The organism is Proteus sp. G2674 (genome assembly GCF_009915195.1).
In the GTDB taxonomy this organism is placed as follows: Bacteria; Pseudomonadota; Gammaproteobacteria; order Enterobacterales; family Enterobacteriaceae; genus Proteus; species Proteus mirabilis.
In genome coordinates, this window is the sequence record NZ_JAABLS010000012.1 from 14,195 (window position 1) to 30,746 (window position 16,552).

16 protein-coding genes and 1 riboswitch are annotated in these 16,552 nt (G+C 40.2%); of the genes, 5 read left to right on the top strand and 11 right to left on the bottom strand.

The window, feature by feature from the left end:
* Window positions 1–4 precede the first annotated feature (4 nt).
* The 11 genes from recC to rppH form a co-directional block, all read right to left on the bottom strand.
* Window positions 5–3,382: an exodeoxyribonuclease V subunit gamma gene (gene recC / locus GWI58_RS03725; protein ID WP_161768906.1), complete on the bottom strand. Its 3,378-nt coding sequence runs from the start codon at window positions 3,380–3,382 to the stop codon at window positions 5–7.
* Between the two features lie 15 nt (window positions 3,383–3,397).
* Window positions 3,398–3,682, bottom strand: a complete 285-nt coding sequence (locus tag GWI58_RS03730) for a hypothetical protein (RefSeq protein WP_004245514.1) — start codon at window positions 3,680–3,682, stop codon at window positions 3,398–3,400.
* 40 nt (window positions 3,683–3,722) lie between these two features.
* The gene (locus tag GWI58_RS03735) at window positions 3,723–4,181 is read right to left on the bottom strand and encodes a DUF2509 family protein (RefSeq protein WP_004249493.1); all 459 of its coding nucleotides are present in this window, start codon (window positions 4,179–4,181) and stop codon (window positions 3,723–3,725) included.
* Window positions 4,178–4,816 carry a prepilin peptidase-dependent protein gene (locus GWI58_RS03740; protein WP_161768907.1) on the bottom strand — a complete coding sequence of 213 codons (639 nt, stop codon included), beginning with the start codon at window positions 4,814–4,816 and terminating at the stop codon, window positions 4,178–4,180. Before GWI58_RS03740 ends, GWI58_RS03735 begins: the two co-directional genes overlap by 4 nt.
* The gene (locus GWI58_RS03745) at window positions 4,810–5,289 is read right to left on the bottom strand and encodes a prepilin-type N-terminal cleavage/methylation domain-containing protein (protein ID WP_094959816.1); all 480 of its coding nucleotides are present in this window, start codon (window positions 5,287–5,289) and stop codon (window positions 4,810–4,812) included. Before GWI58_RS03745 ends, GWI58_RS03740 begins: the two co-directional genes overlap by 7 nt.
* A 245-nt stretch (window positions 5,290–5,534) precedes the next feature.
* Window positions 5,535–6,464 carry a nucleotidyl transferase AbiEii/AbiGii toxin family protein gene (locus GWI58_RS03750; RefSeq protein ID WP_049199423.1) on the bottom strand — a complete coding sequence of 310 codons (930 nt, stop codon included), beginning with the start codon at window positions 6,462–6,464 and terminating at the stop codon, window positions 5,535–5,537.
* Window positions 6,457–6,990, bottom strand: coding sequence for a type IV toxin-antitoxin system AbiEi family antitoxin (gene abiEi, locus GWI58_RS03755; protein WP_004245520.1), 534 nt, complete (start codon window positions 6,988–6,990; stop codon window positions 6,457–6,459). Before abiEi ends, GWI58_RS03750 begins: the two co-directional genes overlap by 8 nt.
* A gap of 177 nt (window positions 6,991–7,167) precedes the next feature.
* On the bottom strand, window positions 7,168–8,019 hold the full coding sequence (locus tag GWI58_RS03760; protein WP_161768908.1) for a thymidylate synthase: 852 nt from the start codon (window positions 8,017–8,019) through the stop codon (window positions 7,168–7,170).
* Between the two features lie 31 nt (window positions 8,020–8,050).
* Entirely contained in the window at window positions 8,051–8,935 is an 885-nt protein-coding gene (gene lgt, locus GWI58_RS03765) for a prolipoprotein diacylglyceryl transferase (protein ID WP_004245522.1), read from the bottom strand.
* Between the two features lie 86 nt (window positions 8,936–9,021).
* Window positions 9,022–11,268, bottom strand: a complete 2,247-nt coding sequence (ptsP, locus tag GWI58_RS03770; protein ID WP_004249490.1) for a phosphoenolpyruvate--protein phosphotransferase — start codon at window positions 11,266–11,268, stop codon at window positions 9,022–9,024.
* 8 nt (window positions 11,269–11,276) lie between these two features.
* Window positions 11,277–11,807 carry an RNA pyrophosphohydrolase gene (gene rppH / locus GWI58_RS03775; RefSeq protein ID WP_004245524.1) on the bottom strand — a complete coding sequence of 177 codons (531 nt, stop codon included), beginning with the start codon at window positions 11,805–11,807 and terminating at the stop codon, window positions 11,277–11,279.
* Window positions 11,808–11,919: 112 nt separating this feature from the next.
* A riboswitch (TPP riboswitch) is annotated at window positions 11,920–12,011 on the top strand.
* A gap of 64 nt (window positions 12,012–12,075) precedes the next feature.
* On the opposite strand from rppH, the gene thiB reads away from it, so the two are divergent.
* The 5 genes from thiB (at window position 12,076) to GWI58_RS03800 (ending at window position 16,512) form a co-directional block, all read left to right on the top strand.
* Window positions 12,076–13,089 carry a thiamine ABC transporter substrate binding subunit gene (thiB, locus tag GWI58_RS03780; RefSeq protein WP_004250228.1) on the top strand — a complete coding sequence of 338 codons (1,014 nt, stop codon included), beginning with the start codon at window positions 12,076–12,078 and terminating at the stop codon, window positions 13,087–13,089.
* Entirely contained in the window at window positions 13,089–14,669 is a 1,581-nt protein-coding gene (gene thiP / locus GWI58_RS03785; protein ID WP_110229491.1) for a thiamine/thiamine pyrophosphate ABC transporter permease ThiP, read from the top strand. Before thiB ends, thiP begins: the two co-directional genes overlap by 1 nt.
* Window positions 14,662–15,363 (top strand): thiamine ABC transporter ATP-binding protein ThiQ, encoded by a 702-nt coding sequence (thiQ, locus tag GWI58_RS03790; RefSeq protein ID WP_004245527.1) that lies wholly within the window; start codon window positions 14,662–14,664, stop codon window positions 15,361–15,363. The genes thiP and thiQ overlap by 8 nt, the downstream gene beginning before the upstream one ends.
* A gap of 127 nt (window positions 15,364–15,490) precedes the next feature.
* Window positions 15,491–15,943 carry a helix-turn-helix domain-containing protein gene (locus tag GWI58_RS03795; RefSeq protein ID WP_004245528.1) on the top strand — a complete coding sequence of 151 codons (453 nt, stop codon included), beginning with the start codon at window positions 15,491–15,493 and terminating at the stop codon, window positions 15,941–15,943.
* Entirely contained in the window at window positions 15,943–16,512 is a 570-nt protein-coding gene (locus tag GWI58_RS03800; protein ID WP_017827532.1) for a PIN domain-containing protein, read from the top strand. Before GWI58_RS03795 ends, GWI58_RS03800 begins: the two co-directional genes overlap by 1 nt.
* Window positions 16,513–16,552 lie beyond the last annotated feature (40 nt).

Sequence of the window (16,552 nt, forward strand, 5' to 3'; positions counted from 1 at the left end):
TCCCTTATTTTTTTATAAATGGAATGATTGGCTTAAATATGGCTAACGTGGTCTGTTTTACTGCCTCAAGAAAAGGTGCATCAAGCTGATGAAATACACGTTGAATATAGATATCATTCATTTCACCTTCTCGGTTATAGCTATCGGTTAAATATTGCGTTAATACCAATTCTGCCTTGTTTTGTATCTCTTCATCATCAAATAAAAACGTCTGTGTTTTTTTATCGAAGCAAGCTTGTAACCAAGCCCAACCACTGTTGGCGAATAAGGCTAAAGGTGTATTCATCCCTGTTTGATAATCTTGGATCAATCTTTCAAGGGTTGAATACGCAATATCCGCAGACACCGGTGATAGACACCATTGCGACTCTTTTCTACCATAAAAACGGCTTTCGCCAGTTCCACCACTTAAGCAGTACACGAGATGTTCTATCCATAATTGCAGTAGATCATTAGCTGTTAATGTGGCGGGTCGCCAACGGAGTAACCCATCGGCTTGTACTTCATTTAAACGACCAATTAATGGGATCGTATTAAATTGGTATTCTATTGTGACAGAATGGGTTGCTAAACGTTCACTTCTGACTTTTTCGGCTAAAGGTTGCAACGTTTCTATTTGTTGCTCCCAATAAATTTGACCAAACGCACTAGCTGGTAATTTTCCAGCAGCTTTAATGCGTTCATAAAGTGCTTCTGTTGATGTCCCTTCGATTAAGGCTTTTAATAACCATTGGTTTAATAGATAACGTTGTAATGCATTAATGACAAAAGGCTCTTCTTCCGGTAGCTCGGTCTCTTCAATAACAAAATTCGTTTTTAGACTTTGCTGGAAAAAAGCGCGTACGGGATGGCGATAAAAGCGTGATAGTTCATCTAAAGAGACTTTCTCAATTTTTTTATTTAATGGCGTTGAAAATGCTTGGTGAGCAGTCCCTTTCCCACTTGCTGCCGGTAACCATTCAGCGGCATAAGAGCGATATAGAGCATCCGTTTTAAAGTTTTCTGGCGCAAAAGGCACTCGACTATGTTGGGTTAATAAGTGGCTGATGATACGCTGCGCACTGTCATCAACATTTAATGATGCATCTTCCCTTAAACGGAAATTTTGCCCAATATAATCTTGTAACTCTTTAATCAATACCGAAGGATTACATTCGCGATCGTCACGAATAGATTTACCAATATAACTGATATAAAGGTATTTTTCTGCTGAGCTTAATGCTTCTAAAAACAGGTAGCGATCATCATCACGACGTTTTCTATCACCTCGACGACGTTTTTCTGCCATTAAATCAAATCCTAATGGCTGAATATTACGTGGGTAGACCCCATCATTCATTCCCAATAAACAGACTGCTTTAAATGGAATTGAACGCATTGGCATTAAGGTGCAAAAATTAAGGCTTCCGGCTAAAAAGCGTTGGCTAATTTTCTCATCATCAAAACGCACTGTAAGTTCATCGCGGATCAGCACTAATGGAATTTCATGTTGATAGTGCGCCTCTAGACCATTTTTTATCACCTTTTGCCACTGTTGCGTGATAAGCGCCAATACCAGTTCTGTCTCTTCATCTGTGTCAAAAAAGGCATCAACAAGCTGTTGACCGATATCAAGCCACTCTTCTAAGTTGCGAGTTTCGCTTAATCGTGTTCGCCATTCACTTAAGGTATATAAAAAATCTGCTAGATGCCCTGCTAACTCAGCGACTAGGCCACTTGATTCATCGTAAGGCAGTACCCCTTGCCACGGCCCTGCCTCACTGTCCATCGCATAACCAAGAAGCATCCTTAATAACCCAAACTCCCACGTATTTTTTCCTGTCACAGGTAATAAAAAGGAGGCCACATTTTCATCATCTAACCCCCAACGTATACCTGACTCTTCAACCCAGCGCCGTAGTAGCTTCAACTCATTTTCAAAAATGGCAAAATGTGCAGCTAAGGCGGGTACTTCAAGTAATGCAAGCACTTGCTCTGCGGTAAAACGGCTTTGAGGTAATTCTAATAAAGTGATAAAAGCTTGTAAGACAGGATGTACTTGGCGAGCTTTTCGGTCTGAAATGGCAAAAGGAATATAACGCTCTGCGGGCGCATTACCAAATACGGCTTGAATATAGGGCGTATAGCTATCAATATCCGCCACCATAACAATAATATCTCGCGGTAATAAATCAGCATCTTGCTCGAGGAGATGCAGTAATTGGTCTTGTAATACCTCAACTTCCCGTTGTGGGCTATGGCTAGCATGAAAGGTCAAAGAACGATCATCATTGGCGATGATCCGTTTTTTTTCACTACTTTGGTAATCCTCAAGCGTCTGACCTATTTGTGAAAAATCCTCTAAATCGAGTATATCGGCCTGAAGTTGATGCAGTAAATTATCTCTTGGTATATCAACAAAAGCATCTAACACATCGCTATATTCAAGCTCAGAAAGAAAATAGAGATTATCTTTACCTAACTTTCCCCAAGACGCTAATAGTGGATTGCCGACATTTTGCTCCCCTTCTTCATTAAATAGTGTCGATGCATTTTGTTCATCTTTAAACCAAGGTAGTTCATGAAGTTGCTGATAATGTCGAGGCTTTCTACTATTTAGACGAGCGAGGAATTTTGGATCTTGAATATCTCCCCAGTAATAGCGGCAAGGATTAGTAAACAATAAATAGATTTCGGTATGTCTGCCGATTGCTTGCAGTGCTTGCAAATAGACTTGTGGCAATGCTGAAATACCACAAATAAAAATACGCGATGGAAAACAGTGCGCTAGCGCCCCCACTGGCGCATCATTCAAAGTAGAAATAAATTGTTGATAAAGATTAGCACGATGCCATTTGGGTTGCGCAAGATCTTCTGTATAGCGTTGCAGTGCCAACCACAGTGTTTTTTGCCAGTATTGATTGTCACTCAAGCCATCAATTAGTTGATCATTTTCCCATGCCGACAACCAATCGGGACGATAAACCAGATATTGGTCAAAGAGATCCGCCACACGCCCCGCTAGTTGATGTAATTTACGTTTGTCTTCATCATCTTTAAGATAATGTAGCAAGGGTTTAAATACCGGATCATCAAGGTAATTAGGCAATAATGCCATTAGTTTCCATGTCATGGCATCTTTAGAAAACGCACTTTCTTTAGGTATACCTGATAATACCCGAGTAAACATTTCCCAAATAAAAGTAGCGGGTAATGGATAACGGATATTAGCAGCAATACCCAAACTTTCTGCTAATTGGATTTGTAACCACTGCGACATTCCGGGACTTTGCACTAAAATCACTTCTTGCTCAAAAGGCGATGATAGTGGCCGATTTTGCATAAAATGTACCATCAGTGATTTAAGTAGTGATAATTGATTTGAATGGTAAATATGGAACATCAGATCCTCATTTTATTAATCACATGACCAATGGTATAAGCGTGTCACATAACCTGAATGGTGGGTTATCGATCCCTCTATTTTTTGACAGCCTTCCGCTTCAATAAGTGATTGTGTCATTATTTTAAGGTTATCAACAGAGTTGAATGACATTTGCCCATAAAAAGCAAAAAGAGACGCTCCGGCTTGTTGGATAGCCACTAAGCGCTGAAAATCAACTTTTAAGGCTTGGCTATACCCTATAATAGCGACAAAGCTAATATTAAAGAATAGCAATACTGACACCATATTAATTAGCATACTATCTTCTTTTCTTTCATGATTAATTAAGTATTTATTATCAAATACAGCCTTCTTTAACTAGTGGACAGTAGTCTAGCCAACCATTATGTTGTGCTTCAATATGCAGTTTTTCCTTACCCACCAGATTAATCCATTGATAATGAGATATCTTATCTCCGCTATGACTTTTAGCCTCTCCGAGTAGTAAAGCGCTTGTCTTTCCTCTCAAAGAGAAACAGCTTTTCATATTAGGTTCAGCAGTAAAAGTCCGACATTGCCATTGGTAAAGACGAGAAGGCGATAAATCCCATGTTAAGGTCATTCCCCATGACAACGCAGATCCAGCGAATAAAAAGGTCTGCTTTGCTTGTAACTCTTGCATCACCATTAATTGACATTGACGATAGTGATAAGCAAAACTTGTCAGTAACGATAAACTTATCACCATAAAACCTACTGCAGCCATCAGACCGATGACACCCTGTTGCTCCTTTATTGTTCCCTGTGTCGTTATCACGAAATATTCCTTAATAGTATTGATGTTTGATAGTGCACCTTTAGGTTAATATTTTGTTTTGCTTGGAATTTTAATGATAATGATAGATAGTTAAATGCACGTTTTTTTATTGGAGAATAGTGTGTATAGGGAGTTAAGATAAATTCTGTCACCTCAATTTCTTCTTTTTCGAAGATCTGGTGCCATCCTGTTGAATCACAATTTTGCACACCACGACGTTGTTCAAGCTGACCGTTTTTTAATCTAAAACCAAAGTAATCACTCTCTTGTTCTTCTGGACTCTCCCAACGGCCGTTATTGTTCATATCGTAAACAAACAAAACACAAGAGCCATGAGGGTGATAAGGATAATGACCTATTTTAAGTGATGCAGGTAAAGAAGCTTTTTTAACAGTGCAATCACCATTGCAGTACCCTGCTCGCCTTAATTGCGTTTCCAGTAACTGCAAACGCTGTTTTAGATAAATCTCTAAACGATATTGTTGATAAGAAGAAGTTAACTCATTGATAATATAAGGATAAGCACGTCCAATACAAACTAATAAAATACTACTTATCGTCATCACAAAGAGGCACTCCATCAACATAAAACCCGCAAAATCATGATGTTGAATAGACAAAGGACGCTTTAGCATACTGAAAATGCCTTTATTGTCTGACTGCACGCTCGAATACGCCCTAATGAAGAGATAATAATTTTGACCTCTTCATCACCATTTGACAGCACAAAATGCATCGGTCGTAATGTTTGGCGTAAGCCACAAAATGTAAAGCGTGTTGCTGTAGAGCGAATAAGCTGATTGCTTAACCCTAATTGAATACTGTCTTTGGTTGTGGATGATGTTAACGATTTTGCCTCTAATTTATTGATAGGTGATAGCCACAATACAATTTGCACTTTGCAATTAAAGAGCAGTGAGCGTTGTTGTTGATAAGCTAAAAACGCCATCACTTCTCTTACACTTTGAACTAACTGGCGTTGGCGTAACAACTGATGATATGAGTTCAAGGATAAAGCGCTCAATATTGCTACTATAGCCATAACAATAAGCACCTCGAATAAGCTACTCCCTAAATGTTTAGAGTGGGAATAATGATTGCCTGTCATCCATGCCTCCTGCTTGTTTTCCTTGTCATTTTTACTGTTTTATCTCAATAACAATGCAGGCAAAAACCAGATAGGTAAATAAAAGCTCATCAAATTTAAGAGAGGTTACGCAATACGATATTTTTTTAAGTTAATAACAATAAAATGACGATTTTTTGATATCAAAAACCCCCAATAATCGAATTCAACTATTGGGGGTCACTTCAAATGGGGGTCACTTCAAAGGTTCGGGCTTAGCTGGAGTGCTACATTTCAAATTTTTTTACTAGCTTCGGATCTTTACTTCCATAAATATCTGTTTGGATAGTGACTAGCAGTTCATGAAGAGTAATTTGTAAAAATTCAAGAAAATCTGGGTGAAGGAGAGTTCTATCTACGACAGACACAGGTAAGAATCGCTTCATCTCTCCCTTAAACTTTTCACTCGCAACCAATGCAGGCAAAGACTCAATTCTTGCTTGCAACCATTCCTCAAAATGCTCATTGAGCTTATAATCGGCAACCTTTTTCATTACCAGTTCAGCGTCTGGTTTAACCCCTTTCTGGTGCAACCACACCAAATCCCACATATCTCTATACCGAATACGTGAGGTTGTTGCTGGGAATGAAACCAATTTATCAGCCATGACCTCCGTGAGCTCTTCCACTCTAATAATCAGGTCAGAATAGCCACTAGGAAGCTGCTCATAGTTTTTAACAAGCGTTCGAAGGGTGTTGGTGTATGCAGGAATGTTGGCTATTTCCACTTTGATCTTCTGCTTTGGTAGGTCTTTTTTTCCTGGATTGGTAGTCACTGATATTTGCCACTTATCGACTTTTACATCTGCATAATCAGGTTCTTTTCTTAGCTCTTTTGGCTCTTTAACCACAACCTCCAAGCCATATCGCTCACCAACATATTTCTCAATACACGCTTTAATCTCAAGCAGTTGCGCTGAACAGAAGTCACGACCACCAGCAAAGTCCAGATCTTCACTAAATCTGTTTGATCCATAGCAAAGCCTAAGCGATGTACCGCCCTGAAATGTGATGTGCTTTAAAAGCCCTGTGGCGGAAAGAGCATAAAGAATGTCATAATGTAGCAATTCTTTTTCCACGACAGGCCTGTTCGCGCCGTAATCCTTTTCGATGACAATGCTGTCAACCAGCTCATTAAAATTGACAAAATCAGACATAGTTTAATTCCTCACGTTGGATGAGGTGTGTATTCCTGCCAACCTTCATTAGATCCTTAATGGCAGTCTCCTTTGTTGCAATTCTTAATGGCCCCCTTCCTTCCACCGTAGTATTGAGTATTTCAAGAGGCTTCTTGGCAGTATGGGTAACCTCAATAACGCCCCAAGGCGTTACAAACTCTCCAGACCGGCCTGTGGACATAATCGTAAGTCTGTCGATGGGGATCTGTGAAATTACACCGTACTGAGATAGAGCGGATTCCAAACTAATGTAGTTGTAGTGGCCTCGTCGAATATTTTCGGCCAGACGTTCTAAAGGGTAAGGCCCCAATGAACCTTGAGTATAGATATATACACCTTTTGATGCTCGGCGTAGCACATCATGCGCGATCAGCCGGTCAACTGATTTTTGTAATGTTTTCGGAGACTCATCAGGAAAAAGCATTTTTAAATCTTTGGTGAGGAAGATATTTCTACCTTGCTTACTGAATTTGTTAAAAACATTAATTGCTCTTATTAACTCCATATCAACCTCTACTAAATCACCCCCAACGAGGGGTTATTTTGTATATTTGAGTATAGTACATTACCTTGATATACAAATAAACCCCAATAAAGGGGGTGTTTTGTATATCAAAAACCCCCAATAATCGAATTCAACTATTGGGGGTTGTTAAGTGTTAAACCAAATCAGTGAGTTAAACTACACCGTGAACGGGTATTTTATCGCCTCGTGACACTGATAACCTTCGACACTAAAGTCATCTGTCGTGACCCAAGTTTCTATATCATCTAATGTATTAATGTTTGGATTAATATGTAGCTTAGGTAATGGCAATGGCTCTCTTTTTAGTTGAACATCGCGCATCAGAGGTAATTGGTTCTCATAAATGTGAGCATTAACTATCTTATGGAATGCTTTACCTGGTTTATGCCCTGTGATTTGAGCCACCAGCGCTAATAATACAAAGCATTGAATTTGATTAAAATTCAACCCTAATGGGACATCACAGCTACGTTGATATGAGGTTAAATAAAGCCTGTCACCGAGCAATGAAAAAGTATGTGTATGCATGCATGGACGTAAACACCCTAACGCTGTTTCTCCGGGATTATAAAAAGTGACTATCTCACCACGATCGTCAATACCGTTAGTTAAGTTATCTACCACTTTACGTAATTGATCAAAGTGCGAGCCATCAGGGCGTTGCCATTGGCGTCCTTGAACACCATAGACTCGGCCCATATCATCTTCACCCTTACGATGCGGATTATTTAACCATGCGCTATTTTCATTAGCATTCGCGTTCCACGTATTACAGCCAATAGCACGAAATTGTGCTGCATTATCATAACCACGTAAGTACCCTAATAGTTCCGCAATCGCGGCTTTGTAAAAACTTTTACGCGTTGTTATGAGTGGAAATTGGTTATTGGCAACATCATATTCCAGATCGGCATTTATCACCGTTAAACAACGGGTTCCTGTCCGTTTATTATCAATCCATTCACCTTCATCGATAATGCGTTGACACAATGCCAGATACTGCTTCATGTAGTCTCTCTTTTTTGTTAGCTAATAATAGTTAGTGTGTTGTTGGCGTCTGTGGAGTGGCTTTATCGCGACGATACGCCCACACCATAAAGATAATGCCTAATATTATCATTGGAATGGAAAGAATTTGCCCCATGCTGATACCGCTAAATAAACCTAATTGCGCATCAGGTTGGCGGAAGAATTCAACAATAATACGGAAAGCACCATAACCAATTAAGAATAACCCCGATACACTGCCCATAGGACGATTTTTGCGTACAAAGATATTCAGAATAATAAATAATACCACGCCTTCTAGGAACATTTCATAGAGTTGCGATGGGTGGCGAGGCAATACGCCGTATTGCTGAATGATAGGTAATAGTGTAGTGGGATCTTGCGCGACAAGCTGTAGATCTTCTGCACGGGAGCCTGGGAATAAAATCGCCCAAGGGGTATCTAAGGTGACTCTCCCCCAAAGCTCTCCATTAATAAAGTTACCAATACGTCCTAAACCTAAACCAAATGGAATTAATGGAGCAACAAAGTCTGCGACTTGAAAAAAGTGACGTTTAGTGCGACGAGCAAACCAAATCATGGCGCAGATCACCCCAATTAAGCCACCGTGGAAGGACATTCCGCCATCCCAGACTTTAAATAGGTAAAGTGGATTGTCTAAAAATACCGGTAAGTTATAGAATAAAACATATCCTAGACGCCCACCAATAAACACGCCCACAAACCCTACATAAAGTAATGTTTCGACTTCACTTTTTTGCCAACCACTGTTAGGTTTTGCCGCTCTGCGGTTTGCTAGCCATAATGCAAATACGAATCCAATCAAATACATCATGCCGTACCAGTGCAAAGATACTGGCCCGATAGAAAACATAACTGGATCGATTTCTGGAAATTTAAGGTAGTTTATACTCATTCTTCCCTACTTCACTTTATTAATGATTTTCTATCTATGGGTCGATGTGGATAACCCCTTAGACAAAAAGTTTATACGAAGGCCTATCAGATACCTCCGCGAATTAATCCACCTAATCCTTGTCTTTCCATAAAATCAGCAGACAATTTTTTTATCTCTATTGCCGTTTCAGCTTTCAACACCTGTTGCATAAAAGGCTGTAAGATAGCAGGATCTAGATGGCGCAATAAGTATTTTACCCTAGGTAAACTACGGCCACTCATGCTTAACTGACGAAAACCTAGCCCTATTAGTAGCAATGCCCCCATCGGCGTACCCGCCATTTCGCCACAAACACTGACTGGTAACTGATAACGTTGGCATTCTAAAGCAATAATATTAAGCGAACGCAGTAATGCAGGATGCAAATTATCATAGAGCAGTGCTACATGGGTATTATTACGATCGACTGCAAGTAAATATTGCGTTAAATCATTGGTACCAATCGAGATAAAATCTACTCGATGTGCTAATTGCGGTAACATAAAGACCAATGAGGGGACTTCAAGCATGATCCCCACAGGTGGTAGAATGCATTCGCATTTCATTTCTCGGCTAACTTCAGCACATGCTCTTAGTAACAATGCTTTCGCTTCTTCAATTTCATCAATACTTGTCACCATCGGCAACAATATTTTCAAATTTTTAAATTCAAGATTAGCTTTTAACATCGCTCGTAGTTGGATCAGAAATATTTCTGGCTGATCGAGTAATATTCTGATCCCCCGCCACCCTAAACAAGGGTTCTCCTCATTTATCGGCATATAAGGAAGCTGTTTATCTGCACCTATATCTAAAGCACGTAGTACGACGGGTTTATTGGGAAAAAATGATAAGATTTCACGATAACGGTTTTTTTGTTCATCTTCGGAAGGAAAACCGCTTTGTAACATAAAAGGGATTTCTGTGCGATAAAGACCGACACCATCTATGCCAACGCTAATACGTTGTTCATATTTAATGCTTAGCCCTGCATTTAATTGCACACTGATGGATTCACCATTTTTTAATACCGCTTGCTGTTCAAGCTGCTCTTCAGCAAGTTGACTCAATACTCTTTCTTCATCAATAATTTGCCGATATTCCTGCATGATAAAGGGTTCTGGTTCAATAAAAATCTCACCACGATAACCATCAAGAATCAGCATTCGGTTGTGAAGTAGCTCCGGTTGAATATCTGCCCCCATAATGGCAGGGATCCCCATTGCTCGAACTAAAATCGCTGAGTGTGAATGAGTCGCACCATCACGAACTATCACCCCTGCCAGTTGTTGTTCTGGCAACTCAGCCAATAAATTGGCACTAAGCTCATCCGCCACAAGAATAAAGCGATCTGGCCATGTATTTGTCGTGCTGAGATCATCATCTAAATGAAATAGTAAGCGCTGACCTAATGCTTTTAAATCTGAAGCTCGTTCTCGCATATAACTATCTTTAAGACTTGAGAACTGTGCAGAAAACTTCTCTATCACCACTTTTACTGCCCACTCAGCAACGTAGCCTTGTTGTATAACCCCAGTCATTTTTTGTCTTAATTGGGGATCGTTAAGTAAATGCGAATAGAGATCGAAAATAGCCGCACTCTCTTTTTGTGAATTTGCCATAAAGCGCTTACTAAAACGGCGACACTCCGATGTCGCATCTTCTAAGGCGACCGTTAATCGGTTTAATTCACTTTTTATATCCAGTGCACTTGCTTTAAAAACATGATCTAAGGTTGGCTGAGACATCTCTTGCCAACCATATGCCATCACTACCCCCGTAGAAACGGATAGGGCTTTAATACGGCTTTGACGATATTGTCCAAATAATCCTTTCGTTTGCACTTGCGACAATATCGCCCCTAATTGGGTGGCTAGTGTCACCATAAAAGATTCTTCGCTTTCATTAAATAAGCGTCGCTCTTTTTGCTGAACCACCAGCACCCCAAGTAACTGACGACGATAGACAATGGGCACGCCGAGAAAAGCGCGCAGATCATCCTCTTTTACTTGTGGCAGATAGGTAAAATTAGGGTGTTCACGAATATCAGCCAGATTAATCAGCTCAGAAAGACGTCCTACTTCACCCACCACCCCCTCATCAAATGAGAGGCTGACGGCACGTCCTTTCGGCTTTTTCAATCCCTTTGTGGCCATTAAATAGAAACAGCGATGAGGAATATCGGCAAGATAAATAGAACACACATCCGTGTGCATGGCTTGACACGTTTCTTTCACTAATAGTTCAAGTGCTTCTGGCAGACTCGCTGCCATAGCCACTTTTTCTACAATTTCCCGCAAACGTGTCAGCATAGTGTTATCTAATACCTTTTACGGCGATATCCATAGGAAGGACGAGACATAGACACTTGTTCTTGTAATGGCATAACTACTGGTGCGAACTCTTTCATCACGCGACGATATACATCTCGTTTAAAAGAGACGACTTGACGAACAGGATACCAATAGCTAACCCAACGCCAACCATCAAACTCTGGCGTTTTGCTCTGCTGAACATTAATGTCCTTGTCGTTACTTGTTAACTGCAAAAGGAACCAACGCTGTTTTTGTCCAATACAAACAGGTTTTGTGTCCCAACGCACCAAACGCTTAGGTAACTTGTAACGTAACCAGTTACGCGTGGAGGCAAGGATTTTAACATCCTTACGACTTAATCCAACTTCTTCGAACAACTCACGATACATGGCTTGTTCTGGTGATTCTCCAGGATTAATTCCCCCTTGAGGAAATTGCCATGAATGTTGTCCATAGCGACGGGCCCAAAGCACTTGCCCTTGCCGATTACAAATTACAATCCCCACATTCGGGCGGTAGCCATCATCATCGATCACCAGACTACCTCAATAACCAAACTTGAAAGATAACTCATTGTTTCATACTACCCACAAACGGTAAACCACTATCAACAGACTTTGCACAACGTGAGTATTTATCTACAATGGGAATGTCTCAACGGGGTGCTTTTTTAAGCTGAGAAAAACTCGTGGAACCTGATCCAGCTAATACTGGCGTAGGGATTTGAGTCAGGATGGCGCAATAATAACTCATTTGCCTCCTCACTCCTCAGATCCTACTTGACTTTTTACTGAGGAAAATAGCGTGTTAATAAATTCTCTTCGTTCAACTCTCTTATTCAGTGCACTAGGTTTGTTCAGTGCTTTTGCCGCAAATGCACAACAAACCAAACCCACACTGACCGTCTATACCTATGACTCTTTTACCGCGGATTGGGGGCCTGGTCCGGCAATTAAAAAAGCATTTGAACAGCAATGTGATTGTGAGCTAAAACTGGTTGCCCTTTCGGATGGGGTTTCTCTCCTTAATCGTTTACGTATGGAAGGGAGTAAAAGTAAGGCAGATATTATTTTAGGGCTAGATAACAATCTTATTCATGCGGCAAAACAGACCGGACTTTTTGCACCAAGCAATATTGATACATCAAAACTGGCATTACCTGAAAAATGGACTGATGACACTTTTGTGCCTTATGACTACGGTTATTTTGCTTTTATTTACGATAAAAATCGTATTACTCATCCCCCTAAAAGCATGGATGAGCTGTTAAATAGCCAACAGCCGTGGAAAATCCTTTATCAAGATCCACGTACCAGTACCCCCGGCTTAGGCTTAATGTTATGGATGCAATCACTGTATCCAAACAATACCGCTGAGCAGTGGCAAAAATTGGCGAATAAAACACTGACAGTAACCAAAGGCTGGAGTGAGTCCTATGGCTTATTCTTGAAAGGAGAAGGGGATTTTGTGCTTAGTTACACCTCATCTCCGGGCTACCATATTTTGGCTGATAAAAAAGACAATTATGCAGCTGCTATTTTTGATGAAGGACACTATTTACAGGTAGAAGTTGCAGCCAAGCTAAAATCCAGCAAACAGCCAGAATTAGCTCAGCAATTTATGCAATTTATGCTAACCCCCGCTTTCCAAGAAACCATCCCAACCACTAATTGGATGTATCCTGTTATTGATATGCCACTACCTGAGGTCTACTCCGTTATGCCTAAACCGCAAAAGTCATTACAATTTGATGCTGATGTGGTAGCCAAAGAGCGCCAAACATGGACTCGCAATTGGCAATCTGCGGTTAGCCGCTAATGGGTAAATGGCTTATCCCGGGGCTATGCGCCTCGGGATTATTACTTACCGTCGCCCTTCTCTCCTTCGGTGCTTTATGGTTTAACGCGCCAAGTGGTGATTTATCGACTATTTTTGCTGATAGTTACCTATGGCATGTGGTTCGCTTTACTTTTTGGCAAGCATTTTTATCCGCGCTATTTTCCATTTTACCGGCAATTTGGTTAGCAAAAGCGCTCTATCGACGCCAGTTTGTTGGCAGAACGCTCTTCTTACGCTTATGTGCTATGAGTTTAGTTCTACCGGTGTTGGTGGCGCTATTTGGCATTTTAACTGTGTATGGTCGCATGGGGTGGCTGGCTCAAATATGCCAATGGTTAGGGATTGATTACCATTTTACGCCTTATGGTTTACAAGGCATTTTACTCGCACATATTTTTTTCAATATGCCACTGGCTACCAGAATGTTGTTACAAGCCTTGGAAAGTATTTCTACCGAGCAACGCCAATTAGCATCACAATTGGGAATGAATGGCTGGCAACGTTTTCGTTTTCTCGAGTGGCCCTATTTATGGCGACAAATCCTGCCTACTGCATCACTGATTTTTATGCTCTGCTTTGCAAGTTTCGCGACTGTATTAGCGCTTGGAGGTGGGCCTGCGGCAACAACTGTTGAATTGGCAATTTATCAAGCATTAAGTTATGACTACGATTTACATCGTGCAGCGCTATTAGCATTAATTCAGCTATTTTGCTGCTTAGGATTAGTACTTGTTAGCCAAAAATTAAAGGGAACACTCTTTGTCGGTAGTCATCAAAAACTAAGCTGGCGTGATCCTAGCGACTCATTAATTAATAAAATAACGGATAGTTTAATTATCGTACTTGCTATGCTCTTTTTACTTCCTCCGTTATTAGCGGTGATAAGTGATGGCTTAAACAGTCAATTATTAGGTGTTCTACAACAGCCGGTACTTTGGCAAGCCTTTACAACATCATTAATTATTGCACTTGGCGCTGGGGGACTTTGTGTTATTTTAACGATGATGTTGCTCTGGAGTAGTCGAGAATTACGCTTACGCCATTTTAAAAAGGCCGGACAAGCGCTGGAAATGAGTGGACTCATTATTTTGGCTATGCCGGGCATTGTATTAGCGACGGGCTTTTTTCTATTATTAAACAGCACAACCGGATTACCTGAATCCCCCTATCTTTTAGTGATCCTCACTAATGCGCTTATGGCTATTCCTTATGCTTTAAAAGTACTTGAAAACCCGATGAATGATATTGCAACCCGCTATAATCTATTATGTGCTTCCCTTAATTTGCGAGGTATTAATCGTCTACGTTGGATAGAGCTACGCGCTTTGAAAAAACCACTATCACAAGCACTGGCTTTTGCTTGTGTCATTTCCATTGGTGATTTTGGTATTGTTGCCTTATTTGGAAATGAAACTTTTAGAACATTACCTTTTTACCTCTATCAGCAAATCGGGGCTTATCACACACAAGATGGCGCTGTCACCGCGATGCTCCTTTTGCTGTTATGTTTCACGCTTTTTAGCCTTATCGAACGCGTTTCAGGAAAATCCCATGATTAAGTTAGAGCAGCTTTCTTACACCTATGAGCACCAACATCTGACCTTTAATTTAACGGTAAAAGCGGGGGAGCGTATTGCTATTTTAGGTCCCAGTGGTGCAGGTAAAAGCTCATTACTCAGCTTAATAGCGGGTTTTCTGCCCTCAGAGTCAGGCTCATTATTTTTAAAAGGGAAAGATCATACCAAAACAGCCCCTGCCCAACGCCCTATCTCGATGTTATTTCAAGATAACAATCTTTTTCCTCATCTCACGGTAAGACAAAATATTGGTTTAGGGCTAGATCCGGGACTAAAGCTCACTGTGGCACAGAAAGCACTATTAGAAAGTCGAGCCAAACAGGTTTCTTTAAGTGATTATCTAGAGCGTTTACCTTCACAGCTATCAGGAGGTCAACGTCAACGAGTGGCAATTGCCCGTTGTCTGGTACGTGAACAGCCTATTTTATTGTTAGACGAACCTTTTTCCGCCCTTGATCCCGCATTACGTATCGAAATGCTGACATTATTAGAACAAATTTGTGATGAAAAAAATCTCACTTTACTCATGGTGTCTCACAGCTTAGAAGATGCTCATAAAATCGCACCAAGAGCGCTTGTTATTGATAATGGCACCATTGTCTATGATGGAAATACAGCGTCATTAATCAAAGGCGAAGTGGATCAATCACTGCTTTTAGGGATACCTTTTAATTAATCTATTGAAATATAGCGATATCGAAAGAAGCTTATTCCCCCCTACAAGCCTCTTTCGAATATTTCGAATACTTGACTATTTTTCGAATATTTCAGATAATCTAGTTATTAAAAAGGGGGAAATACTAATGAATACGATAAGTGAGAGACTTAGTGCTGAAGATATTGCATTAGCAAAATTAAGTAGCCAAGAGCTATCCGCTGTTATGGATATTAATGGCAAAACGCAGAAGCTATCCATTATAGATAAGACGGGTAATAATCATATTGTACAAATACCAAATAGTGCATTACGCCTAATGATTGAAATTCTTACTCAACTAGGGCAAGGGAATACTGTTAGTATCACACCAATCCATGCTGAGCTAACGACACAGGAAGCGGCTGATATACTCAATATGTCCCGTCCTACATTTGTAAAATTATTAGATACACGAGCGATACCCTACTCTAGAAAAGGAAATCGTAGGAAAGTTGCTTATGCTGATATTGTTGCTTATAAAAATGAATTGGAGCAAAAACGACTTGATGCCCTTGCTGAATTATCGCAATTAGATCAAGAAATGGATATGGGGTATTAATGACAAACTATACTGTTTTGCTTGATGCCTGTGTCATGTATCCAGCCCCTCTTAGAAGTTATTTAATGTATCTTGCTAATACTGGTTTATTTAGAGCACGTTGGAGTAATCAGATCCATGATGAATGGATCACTAATTTATTAGTCAACAATCCAACATTAACAGCTGAGCGACTAATACGAACCAGAGATTTAATGAATGCACATGTTCCTGATTGTTTAGTAGAAGGCTACGAACCGCTTATTTGTGGTTTAAAGCTACCTGATCCTAATGATCGTCATGTGCTAGCAGCAGCAATAAAAGGACAGGCTCAAGCTATAATTACATTTAACTTAAAAGATTTTCCGCAAAAATACCTTAATTCTTTTGATATTTCAGCTATCCATCCTGATGAATTTTTGAGTGACATGTTTGAATTAAATCCTAGTAGCTGTATTAAAGCGGCGCAACAACATAGACAAAGCCTAAAGGATCCACCAATGACCGTAGAGACCTTTTTAGGTTGTTTACAAAAGCAGAAATTACCCCAGTTTATTTCCCATTTACGGGCATTCCAGATATTATTATAAGTACATCAACCCGTGTAATATCCCATTTCCTATCATAACA